Origin of the sequence: Streptomyces sp. TSRI0281 (genome assembly GCF_001905125.1) — a bacterium.
Classification (GTDB): domain Bacteria; phylum Actinomycetota; class Actinomycetes; order Streptomycetales; family Streptomycetaceae; genus Streptomyces.
Genome location: NZ_LWLE01000008.1, coordinates 103,306 through 128,007, shown reverse-complemented (window position 1 = coordinate 128,007; position 24,702 = coordinate 103,306). Strand labels below are relative to the sequence as shown.

The following is a 24,702-nucleotide window of genomic DNA, read 5'->3' as shown; positions in this document are numbered from 1 at the left end:
GCGAAGGCGCCGGCCGGGACAGGCTCGCCCGCAGGGTCACCCGCGAGGCCAACGTCCGTCTCCGGGCGGCCGGGCACCGATGGCTGGTCCTCAGCGTGCGGGTTCCGTGGCACGGCGCGGAACCGCCCAGGACGCGTGGGTGTTGACCTGGGCCACGGTGGCCCGGGTCAGCTCCCTGTAGCGTTCCGCGATCTTCTCGGCCTGCCCGCCGGGCAGCGCCCCGCCGTGGTCCGCGGCTCGCGCGATGATCTCTTCCGGCCCCAGGGCCCGGTTGGCCGGCACGACCGGGTTGACGACCGGCCGGCGCATCAGGTCGTAGCGGGCGAGCGCGGCGGCGGGGTGGTTGTCCCGGGCCAGGCACCAGGCCAGTACGCGGGTGTCGACGACGGACTGCGATCCCCCGTTCATGCCCATGGGGAACGCTGGGCGCGGACGGCGGAGTCGATGCCGTCGGCGCCGACCAGCACGTCGCCGTCGACGGTCGTGGGCAGCCCGCTCGACCGGTCCAGGAAGTGGGCGCGGACGCCCCCCTCGGTCTGCTCGAATCGCTGGAAGAGCAGGCCCGTACGGACCGCGTCCAGGCCCAGACGTTCGCGCACCGCGTCGAGCAGCAGCGTCTACAGACGGCCGCGATGTACGGAGTCTGCGGCCGGCGGTATCCGGCCGCACGTCCCAGCGGCTCCTCCGTACGCTTGAGTACTTCGTCGCGGTGGCGGAGGAACAGTCGTTCACCAGGGCGGCGGCCCGCTGCCATGTCGTTCGGCCCGCGATCAGCCAGCAGATCCAGGCCCTGGAGAAGGAGCTGGGCGAGCCCCTGTTCGAACGGCTGCCCCGACAGGTGGTCCTCATCTCCGGCGGTGCCGCCCTGCTGCCGCACGCCCGCGCCTGTCCGGCGGCGGGCCGCGGCGGCGGTCCTGGAGTTCGCCGACCGTTCCGGTCTGCTGGGCGGCTCGTTCGCGCTGGGGACCGTCGGCGGCCTGGAAGGCACCCGCATCCCCGGGCTGCTGGGGGAGTATCACCGCCGATACCTCCGGGTCGCGGTGAGTCTCACCGGGGCATCGAGCCCCTCTCTGCCGGCGAAGGTCCGCGACGGGGCGATCGACGCGGGTGGCGTAGTGCGCTTCTCCACGACGATGACGGCCACGCCGTCGAGCGAGTCGCTCCGCCGATCGACGATCCTGCGGGCCCGTCGGCGCTTTGCCGCCCGATACCGGTCGCTCGGCGTGTCGTTGGTGATGGGGGAGGCTTCCTGCCCGCGGGTCGGTGGGGAGGCGTTGTCATCCGGCCGCGCTGCGCGGGGGTGCGGGTGCTGCCGAACGGCGTGGTTGAAGGGGAGGTCTGTGCATGATGAGTGATGAGACTTTGTCCGGCTCGTCCGAGTTGCTTGAGTCCTACGAGCAGTGCGAGGCGTTGACCAGGCAGTTCTTTACGCCGATGTGGCGGGCAACTGAACTGCTGCCCGCCCCGGTTCGCCCGCACATGCACGCTGTCCACGGCTTCTTCCTGCGGACCGACACCATCGCCGACAGGGAGGGTACGTCGACGGAGCGTGTGCGGCGGCTTGCCCGTTGGTATTCCGCCACCCGCGAGGGGTTGCGTTCGGGGGACAGCGGGCATCCGGTGCTGCGGGCGTTCGTGGACACGGTGTGGCGGTGGGATCTCGACCGTGTGGTGATCGAGGAGTTCCTGGGCACCCTGGAGGCCGACTGCGCCGGTCCGCCGCTCTTCGAGACGTTCCAGGACCAGCGGCGCTACCTGAGGGGGACGGGAGGTGCGACCGCTGAGCTGTGGTTCCCGCTGCTGGGCATGAGGGACCCGGAGGTATTGGCGATGGCCTCGTTGCTGGGCGAGGCGGGCCAAGCGGTGGACGGCGTCGAGGATATGCCGGAGGACCTCGCCGCAGGCCGGTGCTACCTGCCGCGCGCCGATCTGCGGGCACTGGGACTGGAGGTGAGCGATCTGCAACGCGGTGAACGTCCCGGGGCACTGGCGGAACTGATGCGCATGCAACTCGGCCGCTGGAACGTCCTGTTGGAACAGGCTGCGCCGGTGACGGCATTGGTGGAGCGCGAGTACCGGCCGTTCCTGCACCTGCTGGTGCTGGGTGCCCATCTGCAGTTCGACGAGACCGCCCTCCGCCAGGAGCGGGTCTTCACCCACGGTCTTGAGCCGCTGGTGTCCGCCGATGGGGTCCCTCGCCGCCCGGTATGGCCGCTCGCGGATGTGGATGCGGTGCCGGAGCACGTCGCGGTCATCATGGACGGCAACCGACGATGGGCATCGGAGCAGGGTCAGCCGGTCTTCCGGGGGCATCAGGCGGGTCAGTGGCCCGCGATGCGCCTGGTCAACGCCGCGCTGCGGCTGGGAGTGCGGCACCTGACTCTCTACGCGTTCTCCACCGAGAACTGGAACCGCTCTCAGGACGAACTGGACGCGCTGTTCGAGACCATGGCCGATGCGATGGCCCGGGGTGCGGAGTGGCTGCACGACCTGGGGGTGCGGGTGCGCTGGTGCGGGCGGCGGGACCGCATCGACCCGTCACTGGCCTCCGTACTGACCCTGGCGGAAAGCATGACGTCGAACAACCGGACGCTGACGCTGACTGTCTGCGTCGACTACGGCGGGCGCGAAGAACTGGTCGAGGCCGCCCGGGCGCTGGCGGCCGAAGCGGCCCGCGGAGCGATCCGGCCACAGGACATCGGCCCCGCCGACCTGGACCGGAACATGTACGTGCCCGGCCTCCCGGACGTCGATCTGCTGATCCGCACCTCCGGTGAACAGCGGACCAGCAACTTCCTTCCCTGGCACCTGGCCTACGCCGAAATGGTCTTCGATCCGACTCCCTGGCCCAGCTTCGGCCTGGAGCAGCTACGGGAGGCGGTCACGGTCTACGCCGGCCGCCAGCGCCGCTTCGGCGGGACTCTCCCCGGCCCTGCCCGGCCGGCGGAGCCGACCCGTTCGACAGAGCCGGCTTGAGGACCCTGCGACCCGGGAACGGGCCCGTGCATCCGGAGCCCGGGCCCGGTCCCTGCCTCACGGCTTCGGCGGGGTGTACGTACCCGCTACGGTCACATACCCCAGCACCGAGTCAGCGCTGAACGGGGACGTGCCGAACGTCGCGGTGTACGCCTTGAGCATTTCAGGGGTGGCGTACAGCGGCACCTCACTGAGCCGGACCTTCAGGGGCCGGCCCACCGGAACCTCGTCGGTGGACAGTTTCCCTTCGTCCACCCCGCACCGGAGGGCCAAGGGGTGCTCGACAGTGAGGCCGTTGACCTCGCACTTTCCCGATGCCAGTCCGTCCTTCAGAGCGCTCTCCAGGTCGGTGAGCCGGACGTTGCCCAGCGGTGTGCGCACCGAGACGCCCCCGTCGAGAGCACCGCTGCCCTTGGCCCTCGGCAGCTCTGTCAGAGAGGGGTTGCCCTCGCCGGACCGCACGGGGAACCGCAACGCCGGCCCACCGGAAGACCTGACCATCTCAGCCGGGGCCACGGCCTCGACCACCGCTCCGAGCCGGTCCAGCTCGGCCTGGACCGGCTCGGACCACCGGACCTCGACCCAGCCCTCGGAGACCGTGCCGTACTTCTCATCCGCCGCGGACGCCGTCCCGGTGAACTGCGCCAGCAACGGCGCGGCCAGAGCGGCACCCAGAACGTTTCGTCGTGTCGCACTCATCGATGTGCACCATCCCTTCCCCGGGCCGTGGGGCACGACCCGAAACGAATGCTCCAGGCACCTTGCCGCCCGGTCCGCGAAGGGCTCGTAAACCACCCGAAGGGGCGCCAGGAGCACCCCGGCCGATGACGCGACACCTCACATGCCAAGGGACGCCGACCTCGCCCAGGCCGACCTCGCCCAGGCCGATCACGCCCGCCTCCGCTTGTTCCCCCTGCTCGGCGTCGACGTGCTCGGCCAGTGCCCGGACCTGCTCGGCCAGTGCCCGGACCTGCTCGGGCAGTGCCCGGCCCTGCTCGGGCACCAGGTCGTTGGTGTCTGTCTGCGGGTTCCCGTCCCGCGTCTGTTCGACGCCATTCGGCCACACCACGATCGCTCCCTGACCCGACAATCCCTGTCGTCCTTCCACCGTCCTCCGCGAGCGGGGCGGAAGAGACGGGCGTCGCGCCGGCGGGTTCCGTGGCGTCGCGGGCTTCGGCGGGACGGTGGGCACCGTCGGGCGGTCCTGCTGAGGTGCGGGTCCGTACGGCGAAGCGGAGGGGGCCCGGACCCATTGTCACTGGTGGCGCCTAGAGTCTTTTTCACTCGTCACGGTGCGTTGCCGCTGACGGGTTTCATCAGCGTGCCGCCGGTTCGGCGGCCGTCCGGAACAACGGGGAGAACAGCGCATGGGGTGGGTTCCGGCGGGCGACTACGAAGTCGCTCTGGAGGCGGGCAAGGTGGTCTGCCGCAATGGGAAGGGCCGACGGCTGAAGTCCGTCCCGGCAGGCTTGAAGGACGACCCGGCGGTCGTCGGACTCCGGCAGCTGACCGAGTGGCTGGAGCGGCACGAACGGCAGTGCCTGACCGACGTCGAGCAGTGGATGGTGCGTTCGTTGCCCGTCCCCACGGCCGTGCTCGCCCGGGTCTGGCCCGACCCGGCGTGGCAGGCGGCCCTGCGGGACGTGGTGGTCACCGGCGTGGACGGTGGGGTCGCCGGTTTCCTGCGCGATGTCGACCCCGACCGCGGTCTCGGTCTCGTCGACCTGGACGGCGACACGGTCCGCATCACCCCGGACGTCGTCAGCGTGCCCCACCCCGTTCTCCTCGACGACCTCGACGAGCTGCGGGAGTTCGCGGTCGAACTGGGGGTGCGCCAGAACGCGGAGCAGTTGTTCCGCGAGGTGTGGCGCCGCCCGCCGGACCTCGTCCCGGACACCACCTCCGTGGACACCTACGCAGGCGGCGTGTTCAAGGAAGTCCGCTTCCTGCACGGCCGCGTCACCCAACTCGGGTACCGGTCGCGCGGCGGATACGCGGTCTGCCCGGTCGTTGAGGACAGCGTCACCGTCGAGGCGCGCATCTGGATCGGCGAGCACGACGGATACGACGAGTACGGCACCGAGACGGGCCCCTTGGGCTGGACCGAACCTGCGGGGCGCGCGCTGACGGCCGCCGAGGTCGGCCCTGTCGCGTGGTCCGAGGGCATGCGCATGGCGGCGGCGCTCTACGCCGGCCGCGACGTGGCGGACGAGGAGCGGGCGGCATGAGCACCACGACGACGAACACCAATACGAACACGACGGCAGCGGGGGCGGCGTTCCTCCCCGCCCAGGCCCGGGGCGGGAGCGACTCCACCCCGGCCGCCGAGGCCCGCGCGGCGGCCCTGCTGGACGCCGGCACGATCCTCCCGGTCGGTACGACCGACCGGGACGACGCCGACACACTGACCGCCCGCACCTACACGCACACCGCCCTCGGCGACCGCCCCGTGGTCCGGCTCGTGCCCGGCACTCTCGGCGAAGCCGAGGACCTGGCCCTGGAGTTCCTCGGGCTGGCCCGGACCGCCGAGGCCCCCGTCGTGGGCCAGGTCCGCCGCGAGACGCTGGGCTTCCCGGCCTGGGCGTTGGTCAACGACCCGGCCAACGGGCACCACGCCCTGGCCCTGGTCAAGGACATCGAGCGGCTGGGCCGGCAGGCGAGGACCCGCGCCGGAGCGGCCAAGGAAGGCTTCGACGCACTCGGCACCCGGCTCGGCCGGGCCGTGCCCCACTTCCTCCCCACCTACTACGAGCAGGTGGCACGCCTCTTCCTCCAGGCCGAGAACACCACCTACGCCGCCTCGTTCTTCGGCAAGGCCCGCGAGGCCGAGCGGGTGCACGGACTGGTCGTGGACGAGGACCGGCAGCGGGCGGTCTTCCTGGAGTTCGCGTTCGTCGGCGCGCTGACCGTCAAGGCGCTGCGTCAGTACGTGCGGGACCTGGTGGCCCGGCTCGCACCGGCAGACGCATGGGCGCAGTTCCGCCGTCTGCTGGTCGAGCGCTGCGCGGCCGGCGTGCCGCCGTACGCGGCGCTGCCGCAGGATGTGCGCGCGCTGGTCAAGGCCGCCGGGCTGGACCGCGAGGCCGCCGAACGCGACCTGGTGGCCGATCTGATCGGCTCCCCGGGAGTGGTCCGCGCCCCCGCCTCGTTCTGGGCGGCCTACCGCTCCGCGCTCATCGCCCTCGCTCGACGGGATGCGGCCGTGCGGGCCCGGCTCCTCGGCTTCTTCCCGGAGACCTTCAGCGAGAGCGGCCGGGACAAGGACGGCGAATCCGGCTGGCTCGCGTTGCTGGCCGAGTCCGGCGCCGAGGACCTGCTGACCGCCCTCCCTGACACCTCCGGCATCGCTCCCTCCGACTCCGCCGCCCCGTCCGTCTCCCCGGCGGACTGGCTCGCCCGCTGGGAGGCACACCGCCGGCGCAACCGGGTCACCGCCGCCCGCAGCTCGCAGACCCTCGACCTGGCCGCCCGGATGACGGACCGGCTGCGCGCCGACGGGCGCCCCGTCGAGCTGTTCCAGGGCCGCTGGCAGCCCACCGCCGATCTGGACCTTCTCGACCTCTGCCTGGCCTCCGGCGTCCCCGTCGCCGAGCCGGACGACCAGGACACGGGCACCGCGCGGCCCCCCGGTGTCACGTTCGGCCCGTGGCTCACCGACACCGTGCCCGGCGCACGGGATCTCACCGCCGTCGCCGAACGGCCGGTCTTCCGCGCCCTTCTGCGCCGGAACCTCGGCGGCCTCGGCGACGGACACGGTCAGCGGCTGAGCGACGCCGGTATGGCGAAGCTGGCGGCGCACCCGGTGCTCTCCGGAATACTGCGGGAGTGGCTGACCGACCGCGCGGCGGAGTACACGGCCGCGCGAGGGCTCCCCGCGCTGCACACCGCTCTCAGCAGGCTCTCGGTCTTCCGCGACGTGATCGCGGACGTCGCCCCGGAGGCCGTGCGAATCCTCAAGGGCCATGCTGTCGTGCCGCTGCTCGCTTCCACCCTGCGTACCGGCGTCCTCGACGAACTGGGCTGGCCCGCGCTCGACGAGACCTACGCCGAACTGGCCGCCGAGGCCGCCGCCGCCGCGCGTCAGCAGCGCCACCGGCGGGAGGGCGTCGGTGTCACCGGCGCCTGGCCGGCGCTGATCCTGAACACTCTCGAACGGGCCGTCGTCATCGGCCCGGAAGGCGTTCTGCTGCGGCACACCCTGCGGCCGCCCGCCCCCCTCGACCACTGGCGGACGTTCGCCTTCCGTTACGTCGACGGCGAGTTGCTGGTCATCTGGTGGGAGGACGGCAAGCAGCGCGGCTACTGGTCGAACCGCCCCGCCGAGGTGTTCACCGTCGGCGGCGAACAGACCCCCCGCTGGGGCGGCTCCGGCCCCTCGGACGAGGTCTGCCTGCCGCTGCCCAGCGGCGGCCGCGTCACCGGCGGCAAGACCCTGCACGCGGGCGACACCTCCCTCCCGCCTCAGCGCGCCGTCATCTCCGACGGCACCGGCCACTGGCGGGAAGGCCGCCAGGGCACGCAGCGGGTGTGGCTGGAGTACGACCCGGTCAGCGGCACGCACGGCCGCGCATCCCTCCCCGCCTTCCTCCGCTCCGGGGTGCGGGACGGCGCCCGGCTGCTCACCGAGCACTGCCAGGTGCTGCCCCTCCAACCCGGTCTGGAGACCACCCCGTTCGGCACGGACGGCACGGTCCTCGGCCGCTGGGTCCGCCGCACGGTCACCGAGCCCGGCATCGCCGCACCCGCCGACGGGCACTCGATCGTCGCCGGCACCCCCGACGGCCACACGGTTACCCTGCCGCACCCGCTGCCCGGCGACGGCTCCCCGATACCGCTCGGCGCCCTCAACCTGCCCGGCGGGTCACGGCCGGTCGCGGCCCTGCACCACCGCTCCGTGGAAGCGCACCCGGCGGACACGGACGGCACCGGTGGCAGCCTGTGGTCCGTCACCACCGACTCCTCCGGTGGGAACAACGCGGCAGGCACCCCCTACGTGCCTCCCGTCGCCTACTGGCACGCCCTGCGCCCGAGGGACGAGCGGGGTTCCATCGCCCTGCGGAACCTGACGGACTCCCGCGCGGGGGAGCTGTTCGAGGAGGTCGCCGCCGCGGTCGCCCGGCACCTGGAGGCGTTCCGGGCTGTCGAGGAGTACACCGGGCCCTCGTCGCGGGAGCTGAGCCAGGAGGCCGTCGCCCGGGTGCTGCCCGAGGTGACCGACGTACGGCTCCTCGCGGGCGTCACCGGGCTTGTCCGGAACGCGGTGGACCGGGCTGCCGCAGCCGCCCGGTACCTGGAACCGCCCGAGCCCGTGCAGTCGGCCACCCCTCGGAACACCGCGCGCACCCAGGGCATGTTCTTCGATCACGAGCCCGAGCACGGCGACGACACGAACCTGCGGAACGCCACCGCCTGGGGCTCCGAGCGGATGCACGGCAACTGGTGGGGAGCCGGGAGCCGGTGGACCGTGATCCGGCAGATCCTCGCCGTCAACCATGTCCTCGGCGGCGAGCCGGCGTTCGGACCGCCCACGCCGTCCAAGGTCCCGTTCACCCCCGCGGACGGCTGGCAGCGGGACGAGTACACCGTGCCCGGCGACTCCCTGACCTGGACCTCCCTCCTCGACAAGCTGCCCGAACTGGCCTACCGGGCCGCCTCGGCGACCACCTCCCCCGAGCACCGCGCCGGGCTCCTCGTGCTGCTGGAAACCCTCGCCGCGGGCCCGCTGGCCGACCCGGCGGGCACGGTCCGGCAGGTGGAGCTCGTCGAGCCGTTCGTCGGAGGGGCATCCGGGCCGGGACGCCCCGAGGCCGTGCACCGCCTCGGCCAGGTGCTGCGCAAGGGCGCCCGCACCGTCGTGGTCATCGCCAACCGCGACCGGAACTCCCGGAACGACGCGGCACGCTGGCTTGCCCTGGACCACGATCCGACCGGCGCCTTCGGTCCCGTCCCCGGCTTCACCCTGGACCGCGAGCGCGTTCACCGGCAGGGCATCGCCCGCGACCGGCTCACCCGGCTCACCGCCCTGGTACGGGAGCAGGGTCCGGCACCCTGGCTTCCGGAGGCCGCCGAGGCCATGCACACGGCCACCGGAATCGGTCCCCTCCAGTCGGCCGCCCTGTTGTCGGCTGCCGTCGAGGAGCCCGGCGCCGAGGCGCTCGCGCTGCTCGGGGCGAAGACACGTGCCTTCGAGGCGGCCCAGGCCAGACTGGACGCACTGCCCCGAGACGACCGGCACGCCCTGCTCCGGGCACTGCTGCCCGCGGACCCGGCCGAGCTGTGGTCCACGGGCCCCGACGTCCGGGCCGCCGCCGAGGTCTGGCAGGAGCGCCTGGCCTCCCTCGTCCGTGTCCCCGAGGAACTCGACCTCGACCTGTCGGGCACCACCCCGAGCGCCGTCGACCTGGTCCTCAACGCGGGCTCCCGGACCTGGCTCGCCCACGGCACCGATGTCCAGGACGGCACCGGTCGCCCGGGCCTGCGCCGGGTGAGCGCACGCGGTGCGGTCTCCGCGGCCCTGACCGCCCTGCGCACCCTCGCCCACACACTGCCGTACGGACACCCCCTGCGCGCGCACCTGCCCGTCGGGCTCGCGGCCCTGCGTGACCGCCTCGCCGACCCGGACCTGGTGCTGGACCTCGGTCTGGACTGGACCGAGTCGGGGGGCTCGATGGGCCCCGTGGTCCGCGCCGCCCACGGGCTCCCCGAGTCCGGCGGCGCCGCCGCCGACGGTCTCGTCCGGGCCGGCACGGCGCTGCTCCTCGCCCCCGGCCACGGCAGCAACGAGAAGCTGCTGATCCGCCCGGCCGGCCTGGCAGGCCCCGACGACCCGGCGTTCGGCCTCGTCGAGGGCACCGTCGGCCGTCACGGCACCGGTGATCTGCTCGCCCTGCGCGCACTTCTGGGTGAGGAGACCGACGCGTTGGCCTCGGCGGGTGCCCCCGACGGCACCCCGCACCACCCGGCCCAGGACCCGACGCGTGCGGTGCCGGACCTGGTGGCCGAGGCAGCCGACGCCCTCGGCCTGAGCGCGGACGCCGCCGCCCTCTACCTGATGCTGCTCGCCCTGCCCGACCCGACGGACCGCAACTGCGTCCGCTGGACCGAGTGGAAGCCGGCACGGATCAAGAAGGCCCGGGCTGAACTCGCCGCCACCGACCTCGTCGTGGAGGCGAAGCGATCCCGCGCCGGCCGCACCCTGTTCCTCCCCTGCGGCTGGCTCGAACGCGGCACCCCCGGACTGCCGCTGGAGACCTGGAAGGAACGCCTGTACCCCGTGGCCGGGTCCACCCGGACCCTTCCCCACCTCCCCGTGCCCGCGCTGTTCGCAGCCGCCTGGGCACGGGTCCGCGGCGGCGACACTCCCGCCTTCGAAGAACTGGACACCCGCGCAACCCGGAAGGGCCGCCGCCGATGACGAACGAGACCACGACCACCATGGACAGCACCACCACGGGCGGCGTCCCGGACCAGGCGACGGCAACCGGCCGGGAGCACCGCCAGGTCACGCCGCCCGAGGACCGGTACGCCACCGAGCTGGCCTTCCTCGCCGCCCACGACTCCGGGCCCCGCCCACCCGGCTGGCTGCTCACCCCGCGGGCCGTCGTCACCTTCGTGACGGGCAGCGCGGGCGAGGCACTGAGCCTGCCGAAGGGCGCCCGGCCCGAAGCCGGGGTGCCGCGCCGTCTGGTGATCGAGCAGAAGTTCGTCGGCGAGCGCGCCCTGGTCGAACGGTGCGTGGTCACCCTTGCCGGAGAGCGCGGACTCCTCCTCGTGGGTGAACCCGGAACCGCCAAGTCCATGCTCTCCGAGCTGCTGTCGGCGGCCGTCTGCGGGACCAGCGCGCTCACCGTGCAGGGCACCGCGGGCACCACCGAGGACCAGCTCAAGTACGGCTGGAACTACGCGCTGCTGCTCGCCCAGGGCCCCACCGAGCAGGCCCTGGTGCCCTCCCCGGTACTCACCGCCATGACCCGCGGGGCCGTCGCCCGCGTCGAGGAGGTCACCCGCTGCCTGCCGGAGGTCCAGGACGCCCTCGTGTCACTGCTCTCCGAGCGGCGGATCGCGGTCCCCGAACTCGCGGGCGGCGAGGGCGCCCAGGTGCACGCGGCCCCCGGGTTCACCCTCATCGCCACCGCCAACCTGCGGGACAGGGGCGTCTCGGAGATGTCCGCCGCGCTGAAGCGGCGCTTCAACTTCGAGACCGTGGGCCACATCGGGGACGTGGACGCCGAGACCGCGCTCGTCCGGCGCCAGTCGCGGGCAGCCGTCGAACGCGTGGGCGCCGCCTACCAGGTGGACGACGCGGTCCTCGAAGCCCTTGTCACGGCCTTCCGGGACCTGCGCGAGGGCCGCTCCGTGGAGGGCTGGGAGGTCGAGCGCCCCTCCACGGTGATGAGCACGGCGGAGGCGGTCTCCGTCGCGGGCTCCCTGGGCCTGGCCGCCGCCTACTTCCCCGGCGACCGGGACGTACTCTCCCTCCTGCCCGGCCATCTGCTCGGCGTCGTCCGAAAGGACGACCCCGCCGACGCGGCACGGCTGCTGGGGTACTGGGACGGGCCGGTGCGCAGGCGCGCGGAGCAGGGGGCGGCTACCTGGCGTGCCCTGTGGGACCTGCGCTCGGTGCTGGAGAACTGACGGATGAGCGAGTCGACCACCCCCGAGACGCGGTCCACCCACGAGGCTCCGCCCACCGCCGAGGCTCCGCCCACCGCCGGTGCGCCGGCAGCCTCCCCGGTGCGGGGCCCGGCCGCCGGGCCCCGCACCGGGGAAGCCGCGGTGGCGGCCCTCGCGGCGACCGGACCCGGGCTGCCGTTCCTGATCGGGGTGCGCCACCACGCGCCCTCGCTGGCGGCCGCCCTCCCGGCACTGCTGGACGCGGCGGCCCCCGACGTCCTCCTCGTCGAACTGCCCGCCGAGTTCCAGCCCTGGCTGGGCTGGCTCGCCCACGAGGAGACCGAGGCCCCGGTGGCGCTTGCGGCCGTGCCCGCCGACGGGCCCGGCTCGGCAGGCGAACGGGGTCCGGCCTTCTACCCGTTCGCGGACTTCTCGCCCGAGCTGGTCGCTCTGCGCTGGGCGGCGAGAAACGGGGTCCCGGCCGTGGCCTGCGATCTGCCGCTGGCCGACCGGGCGTGGGCGGGCGGCGGTCCGGTCACCCCCACCCCCGCCCCTGTTCCGGGAGCCGACTCGGTACCCGTGCCGGGGGAGGGGCACGGGTTGTCCGCCGCCCTCCGGTCCCGGCTCACCGGCCGGGACGGCGACGACCTGTGGGACCGGCTGGTGGAGGCCCTCGCGCCCGGTTCGACACCCGAGGCGCTCCGCCGTGCGGCCCTGCTCACCGGCTGGGCACTGCGCTACGAGGCCGAGGCGCGGGGCGGGGTGCACGGCACGGACCTGGTGCGCGAGGCATGGATGCGCGGACATGTCGACGAGGCCCTGGCGAGCGGGCGGCGGCCCGCCGTGGTGGTGGGAGCCTTCCACACCCCGGCGCTGTTGCCGTCCGCCGCCGGGGGCCCCGCACGGGACGCGGACGGCCACGTGAACGGCGCTGCCGGGACGGCGGCGTGCACGGTCTCCCTGGTCCCGTACACGTACCCGCTGCTCGACTCACGGTCCGGCTACCCGGCCGGCATCCGGGACCCGGAGTGGCAGCACACCGTCCTGGACGCCGCCGGGGACCCGGCCGCGCTGCACGAGGCGCTGATCCGCACCGCCGTCCGCGTCTGCGCCGCCCTGCGCGAACAGGGCCACCCCTACGGCCCGGCGGACGGCCGGGAGGTCGTCCGGGTGGCCGGTGACCTGGCCCGCCTTCGCGACCTGCCCGCCCCCGGCCGCGGTGAACTTCTCGAAGCCGTGCAGACGGTGCTCGGGCGCGGCGAGACCTACGGCACGGGCCGCGCCGTCGCCGCGGCCCTCGAACGCGTACTCGTCGGAGCCCGTACCGGACGGCCCGCGCCCGCCGCCCCGCGCAGCGGACTGGGCCCCGCCGTCGAGGCCGAGACCGCGGCGCTCTCCCTCCCCGGCCCGGAGGACGCGCACGAGAAGACACCGCGCGACCTCCGGCTCGACCCGGCGCGCTCCTCCCTGGACCGGCGCCGCGAACTGCTGCTGCGCAGGCTGACGGTGTGCGGCATCCCTTACGCGCAGGAGCAGGGGGTGACCGGCGCGGCGGGCACGGAAGGACTCACGACGCGCTGGCAGGTGCGGTGGACCCCGGCGACGGCCGCGATGCTCACCGCGGCCGGGACCCGCGGCGTCACCCCGGGCCAGGCGGCCGAGGGCGTGCTGCGGCAGCGGCGCGCGGCCGAGCACGCGGAGGGCGGCCCGACGGCCGCCCAGGTCGTCCGCGGCCTCACGGAGGCCGCCGAGTGCGGGCTCCCCGTCCTGGCCGACGAACGGCTGACGGAAGTGGCGGACGTACTCCCCGCGAGCGGCACCCTTCCCGAACTCCTCACCGGGCTCGACCTGCTGGATCGCATCGACGCCGGCCACCTGCCGGGCCTGGCCGCGCCCGACGACGCCTCGGCCCCGGACGCCACCGCCACCGCGTCCGCGTCCGCTCGTGCCGCCCGCACCGCGCGCGCGGCCGAACTCCTGACCTCGGCCGCCGTCCGCCAGGTCGACGGCCTGACCGGCTCCGAGGAGCCCGAGGACGCCCGGGCGCTGCTCGAACTGGCCCAGCGGGCCGACCGGGTGGGCGGCATCCGGCTCACCGACGCCCTCGCCCGGCTGGCCGCCGACGGCACCCCGTTGATCGCCGCGGCCGCCGGAGCGGTCAGAGTGCTCACGGGCCACGAAGAGGCCGAGACCTTCGGCGGGCGCGTCGCCTCCTGGGTGGACGGAGCCGTGGACAGCACCTCCCGGGCCGCGCTCACCGCCCGCCTCACCGGCGTCCTGACGGTGGCGGGCCCGCTCCTGACCGTCGGCGCCGGCGCCCTGGACCCGTTGCTGCACCGGGTCGTCGAGCTGGAGGACGCCGCGTTCCTGGCCCGGCTGCCGGCTCTGCGCGGTGGCTTCGACACCCTGAGCCCGGCCGCCCGGGACCGGCTGCTGGACACCGTCGAGGAGCGGCTGGGCGAACGGGTGGACACCCTCGACGCGGACGATCCGGTCGAGTCGGCCCGCCGCACGGTCGCCGACCTCGCGGCCCGCGAGCTCCTTACCGGCCTCGGCCTGCCCGTCCCGCCACCCGTGCACGACGAACGGTTCCCACCGCTGTCCGGCCACCCCGCCGCAACGCGCCCCACCGTCACACCCGCCACCGCATCCTCCACCGAGGCCACCCCCGCGCGGACCCTCACACCCGCCGATCGGTGGCGGCTCGTGCTCGGCCGGCGTCCCGACCAACTGCCGTCCGGCGCCGCCCGCCTGGCGACCGCTCTGGACGAGCTCTACGGCGCGGGACACGGCGAGGGATCCCGCGGCGGCCTGCCCAGCGGCTCCGGACCGCGCGGCGGCCGGGAACCGTCGTTCCCCGGCGTCCGCGAGTGGTCCGAGGAACTGGCCGCGCTGTTCGGCCCCGGCGTCCGCGAGGAGGTCCTCGCCGCCGCGGCCGTGACAGGGCGGCAGGACGTCCTCGCCGAACTCGACCCGGCGGCCGCCACCCCCTCCGTGGAACTGCTCCGGACGATCCTGCGGTACGCCGGCGGCCTCCCCGAAGCCCGCGTCGCGGCGCTCCGGCCGCTGGTCTGCCGCCTGGTCGACGAACTGACCCGGCAGCTCGCCACCCGGCTGCGACCCGCCCTCACCGGCACGATGCTGGCCCGGCCCACCCGCCGCCCCGGCGGCCGGCTGGACCTGCCGCGCACGCTGCGCGCCAACCTGGCCACCGCCCGCCGGGCGGCCGACGGAACGGTCCAGGTGATCCCCGAGAAGCCGGTGTTCCGCAGCCGCGGTCGCCGGTCGGCCGACTGGCGCCTGATCCTGGTCACCGACGTCTCCGGATCCATGGAGGCGTCCACGATCTGGTCCGCGCTGACCGCCTCCGTGCTCGCCGGGGTGCCGACCCTGAGCACCCATTTCCTGGCCTTCTCCACGGAGGTCGTCGACCTCACCGGCCATGTGCACGATCCCCTCTCCCTCCTGCTGGAGGTGAGCGTGGGTGGGGGCACGCACATCGCCGCCGGGCTGCGGCACGCCCGCGGCCTGATCGCGGTGCCCACCCGCACCCTCGTCGTCGTCATCAGCGACTTCGAGGAGGGCGCGCCGCTCGGCGGACTGCTGGCCGAGGTGCGGGCTCTGGTGGCCACCGGCTGCCACGTCCTCGGGTGCGCGAGCCTCGACGACGCCGGGCGGCCCCGCTACTCGACGGGCGTCGCCGGGCAGCTCGTGGCCGCCGGCATGCCCGTGGCGGCCCTCAGCCCACTCGAACTGGCCCGCTGGATAGGGGAGAAGACCGCATGAACGCCGCCCAGTTGCCACCCGTCGCGCCGGAGGTCACGGCCACGCTCGTGGAGGACCTCTCGCCCCGGCTGCGCAAGCGGCTGGACGCGGCGGTCACCAAGCTCGGCGCCCGCCCGACGCACCGCGACGGGGACACGGTGACGGTCACGGTCGACGACGAGACCGAGTTGCGCCTGCACGCCCCGGGTGGCGTGGTGGCGACGGCGGACGCCATCACCTGCGGTTGCCTCCTCGCCCCGGCATGTATCCACCGCGCGGCCGCCGCCTGTGCCGCCCCCACGGCGGACCCGGCGCCGGAACTCGCCGGCCGGCCCACCCGGGCGGTCCCCGAACCCGCCTCCGCGACGGACCCCGCTCCCGCCCCCGACTCCGACGACGCTTCCCCGCCCGAGGTGGCGGGCCCAGCCCAGCGTGCCGCGGCCGACGCCCTGTGGTCGGCGGGTGCCGCCGTGCTGGAGGCCGGTATCGACGGGGCCGGGGCCGTCACCCAGTCGGCCCTCCTCCGCGCCGCGCACACCGCCCGGCTCCGGAACCTTCCGCGCGCCGCGGGCGCCGCACTGTCCGTCGTCACGCTGCTGCGCGCGGCCCGCGCCGGGGACCCGTCCTACCGCACCGCCGACCTCGTCACGGCCCTGGCCGAACTCCTGGGCACCGCACACCGAGTGGGTACGGCGTCCGGGGCGGAGCTGGCCGCCGTCAGAGGCCGCGTACGCCGCCCCTACAGCCCGGACGGTTCGCTGCGCCTGTACGGCCTGTTCACCGAACCCGTGGTCACCGCCTCGGGGCACGGCGGCGTCCGAACCTGGGTCGCGGGATCCGACGGCCGCCTCTGCACGGTCGGCGACGTGGCACCCGGCGGCGTCGGGCGCGCCCTGGGTGTGGCCGACCGGGCCGTGCGCCTGGGGGACAGCGCGCTGACCCACCGGGAGCTGGGCCGGGCGGGCCTGGCGGTCTCGGGGGCGACGGTCTCACCGGACGGCAGACTGGGCGCCGGGAAGGGCGTCAAGGCCGTTACCGCCAGGGGCGCGGCGTGGACGGAGTTGCCGCTCGCCGCCCTGTGGGAGACGCCGCCGTCCGAACAGGCCGCCCGCGCCCTGCGGTCCACCTCCCGCTACGCGGACCCGGACGGCGGCGGCAGCGACCTGCTCTTCCTGGACGTCGAACTCCTCGGCGCGGTACGGGAGTCGGGTGGCACCTGCCTGCTCGCGCTGTGCGAGGGAGGCATTTTTGTCCGGCTCACCGTCGCCGACGACGACCCCGCGCTGGCCCACCGCGACAACCTGATGCTGCTGGCCACGGCGCCGGGGACACGGCTGCGGATCATCGGCCGCCTGGTGCCCGCCCCCCACCCCCGGCTCACCCTCCTCGCCTGCTCGCACCCCACCGGCGAGGGCACGATCGACCTCGGCCTCGACCGGCTGCGCCGCGCCGACCTGCCGGACCCGGCCGCCCCCGTGCACCCCGCCCCGTCACAGTCCGGAGGGTCCGGCACGCACTCGCTCCTGTACCTCCTGGAGCGCCGGGTCGAGCAGGCGGTCCCGGCGGGCCGCGCCGCCCTCGGCATGCTCGGCGACGTTACCGCCGAGACCCGCCGCATCCGCCGCGCGGGTCTCCCCACGGCCGCCGGACTCCTTGCCGCCCTGTGCACCTCGGCGGCCCGACGCGATCGCGACCTCTTCGGCCGCCTTCTCCCTGCCGACACCGACGGCTTCGCCACTTACTGGCTGGCCGCCGCCCGTTACACGGCCGCCGTGGCCGAGTCCCTGTGCGCGGCGGCCTGGGAACCGACGCAGGCCCGATAGGCGTTGCTTGTTCCGGCCATCTGGTGTGTACGCCCCGTGGGAAGGCGTGGCGTGGGCGACGTACGGCTTCCCGTCCCTGACCTCGATCTTGAGTGCCAGTTGCTGCCCGGCCGGCCTTCTGGATGCGTGCCCCTGCCGCGTCGGCTGTGGTCCTGCGGGCGGACAACCGCGCCTTCCGTGATCAGTGCTCTGTCTCCGCGGCCAGGCGGGTATCGGTGAGGACACCGGCGCCCCGCGCGTGCTCGGCTCATCGCCTGGACGCATCAAGGCCGGCTGCGCACACGCCCCGAACGGGAAAGTCGGCCGATGGTTCGGCTCGACGCGAGTGTGCGCCGGTGATTCCTGGTCAGCGGCGGCCGGCGGCCAGGGTGACGAGGAACTGGCCGCCGCCCGGCTCGATGTCGGCGGTCACCGGCAGTCCCGGTACCAGTCGGGAGAACCGGTCCACCAGCCAGTCCGCCGCCTCTTGGGCGTCCCGCCTGGTCGGACAACGGCCCACCATCTCGCGGCCCCCCTTGCGCTCCAGCCTCCCGGCGACGGTGATCAGCGGCGCGGGTTCGACCACGTACAGGCGGTCCGGCCAGGCGATGACCACCTTGACCGCGCCCTTGCGGGTGTTGCATCCGCGGTGGGCGAGCCGCTCGGCCACCTTGGCCTTCCGGTCGGCCGTCCGGCTGTCGACGCTGGGCCCCCGCGGGTCGTTCACCGATTCGTCGGGGTCGACCGCTTCGTCACACACCCAGCACCGCCAGCCGTCGCGCTCGGCCACATCATCAAGGAGACTCATCCGAGTAAACTAGCCTGCCCGGCCGCCACCCCGCGCTCCAGGGCCCCGGCAAGGCCCTCACACCGGCCAACGAGCCGCAACGCCTGGCAACCGGTATCACCGATGTTTTGACCTGCGTGAATGCCGACGCCTTGAGGGCCCACCACGGTATCGGATTCCGCTTCGTCGACCCGCATGACGACGACATCGCGAATAGGTGACGTGTCGTCAACTGCGCAAGGAGGCATGGCGCGGCGCGGCGGACTTCACGTCCAGAGCTGTTCGCCGAGGGTTCCGGTGCTCGGGGCACCGGGCAGGACGTAGGCCACGGCCGAGGCCCGGTGCTGGAGGAAGGGATTCAGTGCGTCGCGGGCGGCCAGGCGGTTCTGGACACGGGTGAACTGGGCCGGATCGCGCATGAAGGCGCAGAAGAGAAGGCCGCGGTCGGCGGGACCGTCGTCGTAGCTGTAGCTCCGGCGGAGCATACGGGCGCCGCGGTCGAAGCGCGGGCTGGCCAGACGCACGTGGGCGGTGGCGGGGATGACGTAGGAACCGTCCGGGTTCTTGGCGTAGATGTCCGGCTCGTCGTGCTCGGCGGTGCCGCTGAGCGGGGCGCCGTCACGTGCGCGGCGGCCTATCGCCCGGTCGCGGTGCGCCTCGGGAAGGGTCGCGAAACCGGCGACGTCCATGTGGATCCTCCGGTAGACCAGCACGGTGCTGTTCCGGTGGGCTCCGGAGGGATTCCAGACCCACTGCTCGGCCGCCGTCCGATCGGGGTTGGCGGTGCCGTCCCTGGAGCCGAACAGGTTTCGGGGGGTGGTGCCCGGGGCCGTGTGGGGCATGAAGCCGGACTGGGTCCAGCGCGGTACGGCACCGGCGGCGTGCGCGGCCGCGCCGACGAGTTCGGCGACGACGGTGAGGGTCCAACGGTCGGCAGCGCACAGCTGGACCAGGACATCGCCGTCGCTGCGCCGCGGGTCGAGGCGGTCGCCGGGGAAGGACGGCAACCCGGTGAGAGAGGCGGGGACGCCGAGACCGAGGCGGGCGGCGAGCGAGGGGCCGATGCCGACCAGCGAGGTGAGCCGGGTCGTGGCACCGCCCTGGAGCCGTGGGTCCGGCGGGGCGTCGGACGTGACGGTGGCGAGCGTGCCGGTCAGCGCACCGAGGACGTCGCGCAGGGTCTTCCGGCAGGCGGCGGCGGAGGTCCGCGGGAGGTCGAAGGAGAGCAGATGCGTGGCCGGTTGCTGGGGTGCCGTGACGCCCGCCTGCCGGGCACCGTGGAAGGGGACCGCGGCCGGCGGGGCGTCGGCGGTGGCCCGGCCGTCCGCGCGGTCACCGGCCGCCAGTTCGCCGGCCGCCGCGCCCATCCCGGCCGCGAGTACCGCTCCGCCGGCCAGCAGCGCCCGGCGCCGCCCCACACGAGGTGCCGCAGGCCGGGATGAATCCTGCTCTTTTCCCTGTTCGGTGGGCATGTGCCTATTGGAGACGATAGAACAACATCCATGCAAATCCTGTCTGCACAAGGCCTGTTGGCGCGAGCGGCCGGTCCGTCGAGGGCGTCTCGGGTGATGCTGCGGCTGTCGGTGCTGATGGCCTCGGCCGCATTGGCGGCCACCGGCTGCTCCGGCCCGGAGCCGACGTCCCCCGATGCGCGGCATCCGGCGGGGAGCGTGCTGCGCGTGCCGCAGGACTACCCCACCGTGCAGGAGGCGGCGGACGCCGCTCGCGAGGGTGAGACGGTGCTGATCGGTCCGGGTGTGTACCGGGAGAGCGTGCACGTGACCAAGCCCCGCGTGGTGCTGCGCGGCACGGACCGCAACAAGGTGGTCTTCGACGGGGGTGTGCGGCTGGCCAACGGCATCACCGTGACCGGTGCCGGCTCGGTGGTCGAGAACCTCACCGTGCACGGCTATCTCGCCAACGGCGTGCTGTTCACCGGCGTCACCGACGAGCGGCTGCAACAGCGCGGCGCCGGCGGCTCCGCCTACGACCCGCTGGACACCGAGCGTTTCCCCGCCGTCCGGGGCTTTCGCGCGACCCGGGTGACGGCGTACAACAACGGCCTGTACGGCATCTACGCCTTCGACGCGCGCGAGGGCGTGATCGAGGACTCGTACGCCTCCGGGCACGCCGACTCCGGTATCTACGTCGGTCAGTGCAAGCCCTGCGACACCGTCGTGCGGGGCAACACCGTGGAGCGCAACGCCGTCGGCGTCGAACTGACCAACGCCTCGGACCGCCTGTTCGTGCTGGGCAACCGCGTCGCCGGCAACCGGGTCGGCATCACGGTCAACTCCAATGACCTGGAGGCCCTCGCCCCGCAGCGCGGCGCGGTGATCGCGGGCAACGCGGTCCTCGACAACAACGCGGACGACACGCCCGAGCAGGCGGACGGGGGTTTCGGGATCGGCATCGGCATCGGTGGTGGCACCGGGAACCGTGTCCAGCGCAATCTGGTCCGGGGCAACCGGGCGGCCGGGGTGGTGGTGACCGATCCGCCGGGACATCCGGCGAGCGGCAACCGCGTCGAGGGCAACCGCGCCACCGGCAACGGCACCGACCTCGTACTGGCCTCCGCGGACCCCGGCAACTGCTTCGCGGGCAACCGGCCCGCCACCCAGAGCCCGGACGGCCTGGAGGGTCTCGCGGGCTGCGGTACACGCCGCCGGGAGGCACCGCCGGGCGGCCGGACGACTCCGGTACAGGCGCCGCCCGGCATCCCGTTCAGCCAGGTGCCGGCCCCGTCCGCCCAGCCGTCCATGCCGGACCCGACGGCTCCGGGCAGCCCGGCGAGCGGTCTGCCCGGAGCCGTCGACCCGGCCGCCTACCCGCTCCCGAAGAACGTGGACGCCGTGCCGCGCACTCGCTGAGCACGACGCTCCGGCGGGCTGCGACGGCCCCCGGTCGCCCTGCCACCCCGATCCCGGGGCGGCAGGGCGACCGGGGGCCGTTGGCACCCTGCGGAGCCCGGGGCAGGGGCATGGCTGGGCGACCAGGGGCCGGTGGGCGGTCAGCGGGCGGCCCACGGCGCCTCGGGGAGCTTCGCGCGGCTGTCGTGTCCGAGGAACTCCAGGGTGGCCGGGACCCCCAGACCCGGCATCCGCATCGTCACCCGTCGCAGGCCCCCGTCGCCGTCCACCCAGTACGTCAGCGGCGACCGTCCGCCGTCGGGCCCCGTCCCAGGAGTGGAGCCCTGGGCGCGCGGCCCGGCGAACCGGTCGTAGTCACGGCCGTCGATGCGTTCCCGCGCCAGCCGGCGCGCTCCGGACTGGGCGAGCAGCAGCGGGTTGTCGGGGCGGTCCGCGCCCAGCCCGATCAGTAGCTGGAGCCCGGCGTCCAGCGGGTCGGTGGAGTAGGAGCGCGCGGACCAGCCGGAGCGCGGGATGTGCTCGGCCTGCTGCCAGAACGGGCTGTCGTCGTCCTTGGGCGCGGGAGCCAGCCCGAGACCGCCGGTGTCCCAGACGATCAGCCCGTGGTCGAGCTGCGCCGCGGCGGGCCCTGAGGCTCCCGAGGACTGTGAGGCTCCTGAGGCGCCGGTGACCCGGTAGCTCCCCACAGCCCGGTGGTTCCGGTAGTCCACGACCCCCTGGACCCGCACCACCACGTCGCCGCCCGCGGCGGCGGTGAGCGTCACCGCCACGGGACTGTCCTGGTAGAGGCTCAGCCGTGACAGCGCCAGCCTGGAAGCCTCCTCCGTCGTCACCGGCCGGTCGGTGACGGTGTCGGCGGAGAAGGCCCGCCAGACCGCCAGGCCGCCCACCGCGACGCCGCACACCGTGACCGCGATCAGCGTTCTGAACCAGAGGGTCCGACGCGGCCTGCTGCCGCCGGTCTTCCTCTTTCGCACCATGCACTTGCCTTCTCTCGTCGGTCGGTCGCACAAGAGGGCGGGTTCGCGGACCTCTGGTCCGCGAACCCGCCCGAGCCGGCCCGGAGAGTCACCCCGGGGCCGGTCGCCCCGTTCCGGTGGCTAGAGGGGCTGTGCCCTCCGCCTGCGGCGCATCGTCACCACCAGCACCGTGCCGAGGACGGTGAGCGCGGCGCAGCCGGCTGCCAGCGGAACCGCCAGGCTCACGCCGGTGGCCGCCAGGCCGCCCGGACCGGACGCGTGGCCCGGGGCACCAGGTGCACCGGGCGCCCCAGGTGAGCCGGGTACGCCCGGTGTCGGCTTGGGCGTCGGTGTGGGCTTCGGATCGGGACCGGGCAACCGGTGGTTGACCGCCGTCACCGAGATCCCGTCGTCGAGCTTGTCGGGGGTGAGCTCCAGCGGTCCGAACACGGGGTCCTTCGGCGCGGCGTAGCCGTCCGGCGGGCTGACCTCCTGCCAGTAGTACGTGCCCGGCAGGCCGGTTCCGCCGCAGTTGCCGTCGGTGCCGGTCACGCAGGGCTCGCCGACCTTTGTATCCGGTTTCGCCCCGGAGGTCTGCAAGGCGTCGGAGCCGTTCGTCTCCTTCCACAGCTGGAACGTGGCCCGGGCCAGGGGTTTGCCATCCTGGTCGTGCTTGACCAGGCTCACCGTGCCTTCCTGCTGCCGGAAGCCGAAGTCGTACGTGTGGTCGTTCTCCCCCGGCCCCCCGGTGGTCAGCGCCCGCTCGGGGAACTTCCCGCCGGATGGGACGATGCCCTTGGAGTCGATGAAGCGGTTGTCGCCGACGTCCGCTTCCGTGGGCACCCACTGATGGAGCGGACCGCCGTCGGCGTAGTCGGCCGGCTTGTCGAGGCGGATGGTGTACTTGGTCTTCGGCTGGAGGCCTCCGGTGACATTGGAGTCGTCGAAGTAGTACTCGCCGCGCGCCGACGTCACCGTCGTCCCCACGAGCTTGCCCGTCTCGTCGTACAGGTTGACGGTCGCGCCCACGACCGGGCGCTGGCCCGGCTTCTGGATGCCCGTGCGCTCGGGGTCGTACCAGACCCGGTTGCCGATCTGGAGCGGGGCCTGGTCGCAGAGCACCTCCAGGTCGCCCATCGAGGCGCCCTTGCCGAACGGGGCCGCGACCCCGGCCGGGTTGAGACGCAGACCGGACTTCGGGTCCTGCCTGCCGTCGCGCTTGTTGAAGGTGGTGCCGTACCCGAAGGCGGTGCTGTTGGGGTCGAAGCCCGAGGTGGCGATGGTGTCCTCGACCTTGGAGAACGCCATCCCCGCGAAGGAGGCGTTGTGATGGGAACCCATCCGGCTGGTGTCGAAGAAGCGGGTACCCCGGGGGGAGAGCCCGCAGCCGTTGTTGGTGTCCATCACGTACGCGCCGTCCACCAGGCATGCCTTGTTCAGGTCGCCGCCGGACAGGACGGTGCCGACCGAGCCGGGTGTGGGACCCGCCGGGGAACGGTCGCCGAAGCGGTCACGGAACGCCAGCAGCATGGAACCGTCGGATTCGAAATCGATCTCACCCAACTCCGGCTCGGGCTGGGCGATATAGGTCGCGCACGCCTGGCCGTTCTGGGAGGCCGGGAACGTGTCGGTCCAGGGGAACCAGCCCGCCCCGTCGCACGGCGGCCCGCCGATCGTGGACTGACGCGGGTAGTCCAACGGCTGGTCCAGGACCGGTTCCTGGAACGCTCCGGTGGCCAGGTCGAAGGGAAGGACCACCGCGCGCAGGTCCGAGACCTTACCGGTGGACTCGCCGGAACACACCCCGCCGACATAGCCGACGCCGTCGTGCAGGCCGAGGCCGAACGGACGCCAGTCCACCGCTGCGGGACAGCCCGGATCCGGGATGGCCGCGACGGCCTCGGGCGCCGCAGCGGTCGCCGCGGTCGCGTCGTACCGGTAGAGCTTGCGGGTGTTGAGGTTGACGACGAACAGGTCCTGGCCGTCATCGGTGATCTTGATGCCGCCCAGGCTCTCCCTGCCGGGCGCGGCGAGGAAGGCGTCGTCGGTGCCCGAGGCGTGTGCCGTCGTCCCCGCGTCGGGGACGACCGTGAACAGGGTGGTCTTCTTCTGCGCCAGGTCGGTCACGTAGATCCCCCCGGCGCCGCCCGGACCGTAGTCCGTGGTGCGCTTGGCCACCGCCGAGGAGAACACCCGCTTGTCGGCCTTGTTCCACGCCATGCCGTAGAGCGTGCCGGTCTCGGCGTTGGTGGCGATGTCGGTGACGTTGACGTCGACGCCGTCCTGGCCGCGCGCCGAGTACGGGAAGGAGACCAGCGTGCGCTGTGTCCCGCCCTCGCGCGTGGCCGGCTGGCAGGTGGTCACCAAGGGCGCGTTCTTCTGGCAGTAGTCGCCGGGGCTCCACAGCCCGGTGGTGTACGCCACGTCCTTGTTGCCGGAGAGGTCGACGAACTCCTCGTTGCTGCTCAGCTGGTTGGGCGCGCCGTCCAGTCCCTGACGCGAGGCGAAGGCCGGGAACAGCACACCCGGTTTCGGATTCACCACCTGCACCCGGTACTTGCCGTTGGTGTCGCTGTCCCCTGCGGGGGTCAGGGACACGGTGCCGTCGGCCGCCGTGACCCCCTCGACGCCCACTCCGGCGTCGTCGGTGAGGGTCACCCTGACGCCGGCGATACCCGGCTCCAGCGCAGGTGTCCACACACCGCTGTCGTCCACGGCCCGGATCACCCGGACCGTCACTGATCCTTGCTCTGCCTGCGAGTAGGCCGCAGGCGCCATGGCTAACGAGCCACTGCCGATTCCCAAGGCGAGCACGCCCAGGCAGCCGAGGGTACGGCGGCCGAGCACGCCCGACCGCGGCCGACGCGGTTCGGGCGTGGCTCTCTTGGCGGCTTCATGTGTGTATGTCATCCCCTGCTCTCAAGTGTTGG

Annotated in this window: 15 protein-coding genes; 8 read left to right on the top strand and 7 right to left on the bottom strand. The window is 73.8% G+C overall.

Annotation, left to right across the window (positions count from 1 at the left end):
• Positions 1–90: 90 nt before the first annotated feature.
• Both A6A29_RS46510 and A6A29_RS46505 read right to left on the bottom strand, forming a co-directional pair.
• Complete coding sequence (locus A6A29_RS46510; protein WP_241838484.1) at positions 91–408, bottom strand: hypothetical protein; 318 nt, start codon at positions 406–408, stop codon at positions 91–93.
• Positions 405–599 (bottom strand): FAD-dependent monooxygenase, encoded by a 195-nt coding sequence (locus tag A6A29_RS46505; RefSeq protein WP_073720636.1) that lies wholly within the window; start codon positions 597–599, stop codon positions 405–407. The genes A6A29_RS46510 and A6A29_RS46505 overlap by 4 nt, the downstream gene beginning before the upstream one ends.
• Before the next feature lie 110 nt (positions 600–709).
• On the opposite strand from A6A29_RS46505, the gene A6A29_RS48025 reads away from it, so the two are divergent.
• Positions 710–1,348 (top strand): LysR family transcriptional regulator, encoded by a 639-nt coding sequence (locus A6A29_RS48025; protein WP_385730380.1) that lies wholly within the window; start codon positions 710–712, stop codon positions 1,346–1,348.
• On the top strand, positions 1,348–2,976 hold the full coding sequence (gene uppS / locus A6A29_RS15325) for a polyprenyl diphosphate synthase (RefSeq protein WP_241838483.1): 1,629 nt from the start codon (positions 1,348–1,350) through the stop codon (positions 2,974–2,976). Before A6A29_RS48025 ends, uppS begins: the two co-directional genes overlap by 1 nt.
• Positions 2,977–3,033: 57 nt before the next feature.
• Here the strand turns inward: uppS and A6A29_RS15320 are convergent, their stop codons facing one another.
• Positions 3,034–3,675, bottom strand: a complete 642-nt coding sequence (locus A6A29_RS15320; RefSeq protein ID WP_073720634.1) for a hypothetical protein — start codon at positions 3,673–3,675, stop codon at positions 3,034–3,036.
• A gap of 668 nt (positions 3,676–4,343) precedes the next feature.
• On the opposite strand from A6A29_RS15320, the gene A6A29_RS15315 reads away from it, so the two are divergent.
• Genes A6A29_RS15315 through A6A29_RS15295 form a run of 5 tightly spaced genes read left to right on the top strand, consistent with a single transcriptional unit; the run spans position 4,344 to position 17,177 of the window.
• Positions 4,344–5,204 (top strand): DUF4132 domain-containing protein, encoded by an 861-nt coding sequence (locus A6A29_RS15315; RefSeq protein WP_073720633.1) that lies wholly within the window; start codon positions 4,344–4,346, stop codon positions 5,202–5,204.
• On the top strand, positions 5,201–10,390 hold the full coding sequence (locus tag A6A29_RS15310; RefSeq protein ID WP_073720632.1) for a hypothetical protein: 5,190 nt from the start codon (positions 5,201–5,203) through the stop codon (positions 10,388–10,390). The genes A6A29_RS15315 and A6A29_RS15310 overlap by 4 nt, the downstream gene beginning before the upstream one ends.
• Positions 10,387–11,610, top strand: a complete 1,224-nt coding sequence (locus A6A29_RS15305) for an ATP-binding protein (RefSeq protein ID WP_073720631.1) — start codon at positions 10,387–10,389, stop codon at positions 11,608–11,610. The genes A6A29_RS15310 and A6A29_RS15305 overlap by 4 nt, the downstream gene beginning before the upstream one ends.
• A 3-nt stretch (positions 11,611–11,613) precedes the next feature.
• Positions 11,614–15,375 carry a vWA domain-containing protein gene (locus A6A29_RS15300; protein ID WP_073720630.1) on the top strand — a complete coding sequence of 1,254 codons (3,762 nt, stop codon included), beginning with the start codon at positions 11,614–11,616 and terminating at the stop codon, positions 15,373–15,375.
• Positions 15,372–17,177 carry a hypothetical protein gene (locus A6A29_RS15295; RefSeq protein ID WP_073720629.1) on the top strand — a complete coding sequence of 602 codons (1,806 nt, stop codon included), beginning with the start codon at positions 15,372–15,374 and terminating at the stop codon, positions 17,175–17,177. Before A6A29_RS15300 ends, A6A29_RS15295 begins: the two co-directional genes overlap by 4 nt.
• A 346-nt stretch (positions 17,178–17,523) precedes the next feature.
• Here the strand turns inward: A6A29_RS15295 and A6A29_RS15290 are convergent, their stop codons facing one another.
• Positions 17,524–17,964: a hypothetical protein gene (locus tag A6A29_RS15290; protein ID WP_073720628.1), complete on the bottom strand. Its 441-nt coding sequence runs from the start codon at positions 17,962–17,964 to the stop codon at positions 17,524–17,526.
• A 245-nt stretch (positions 17,965–18,209) separates the two neighbouring features.
• A complete protein-coding gene (locus A6A29_RS15285) occupies positions 18,210–19,415 on the bottom strand; it encodes a Dyp-type peroxidase (RefSeq protein ID WP_073720627.1) in 1,206 nt (401 codons plus the stop codon).
• Between the two features lie 96 nt (positions 19,416–19,511).
• Between A6A29_RS15285 and A6A29_RS15280 the strand changes: the two genes are divergently transcribed.
• Entirely contained in the window at positions 19,512–20,813 is a 1,302-nt protein-coding gene (locus tag A6A29_RS15280) for a right-handed parallel beta-helix repeat-containing protein (RefSeq protein ID WP_073720626.1), read from the top strand.
• Between the two features lie 140 nt (positions 20,814–20,953).
• Here A6A29_RS15280 and A6A29_RS15275 read toward each other — a convergent pair whose 3' ends face one another.
• Both A6A29_RS15275 and A6A29_RS15270 read right to left on the bottom strand, forming a co-directional pair.
• Positions 20,954–21,793: a hypothetical protein gene (locus A6A29_RS15275; protein ID WP_073720625.1), complete on the bottom strand. Its 840-nt coding sequence runs from the start codon at positions 21,791–21,793 to the stop codon at positions 20,954–20,956.
• Positions 21,794–21,913: 120 nt separating this feature from the next.
• Positions 21,914–24,511, bottom strand: a complete 2,598-nt coding sequence (locus A6A29_RS15270; RefSeq protein WP_073720624.1) for an SdrD B-like domain-containing protein — start codon at positions 24,509–24,511, stop codon at positions 21,914–21,916.
• Positions 24,512–24,702: the final 191 nt, after the last annotated feature.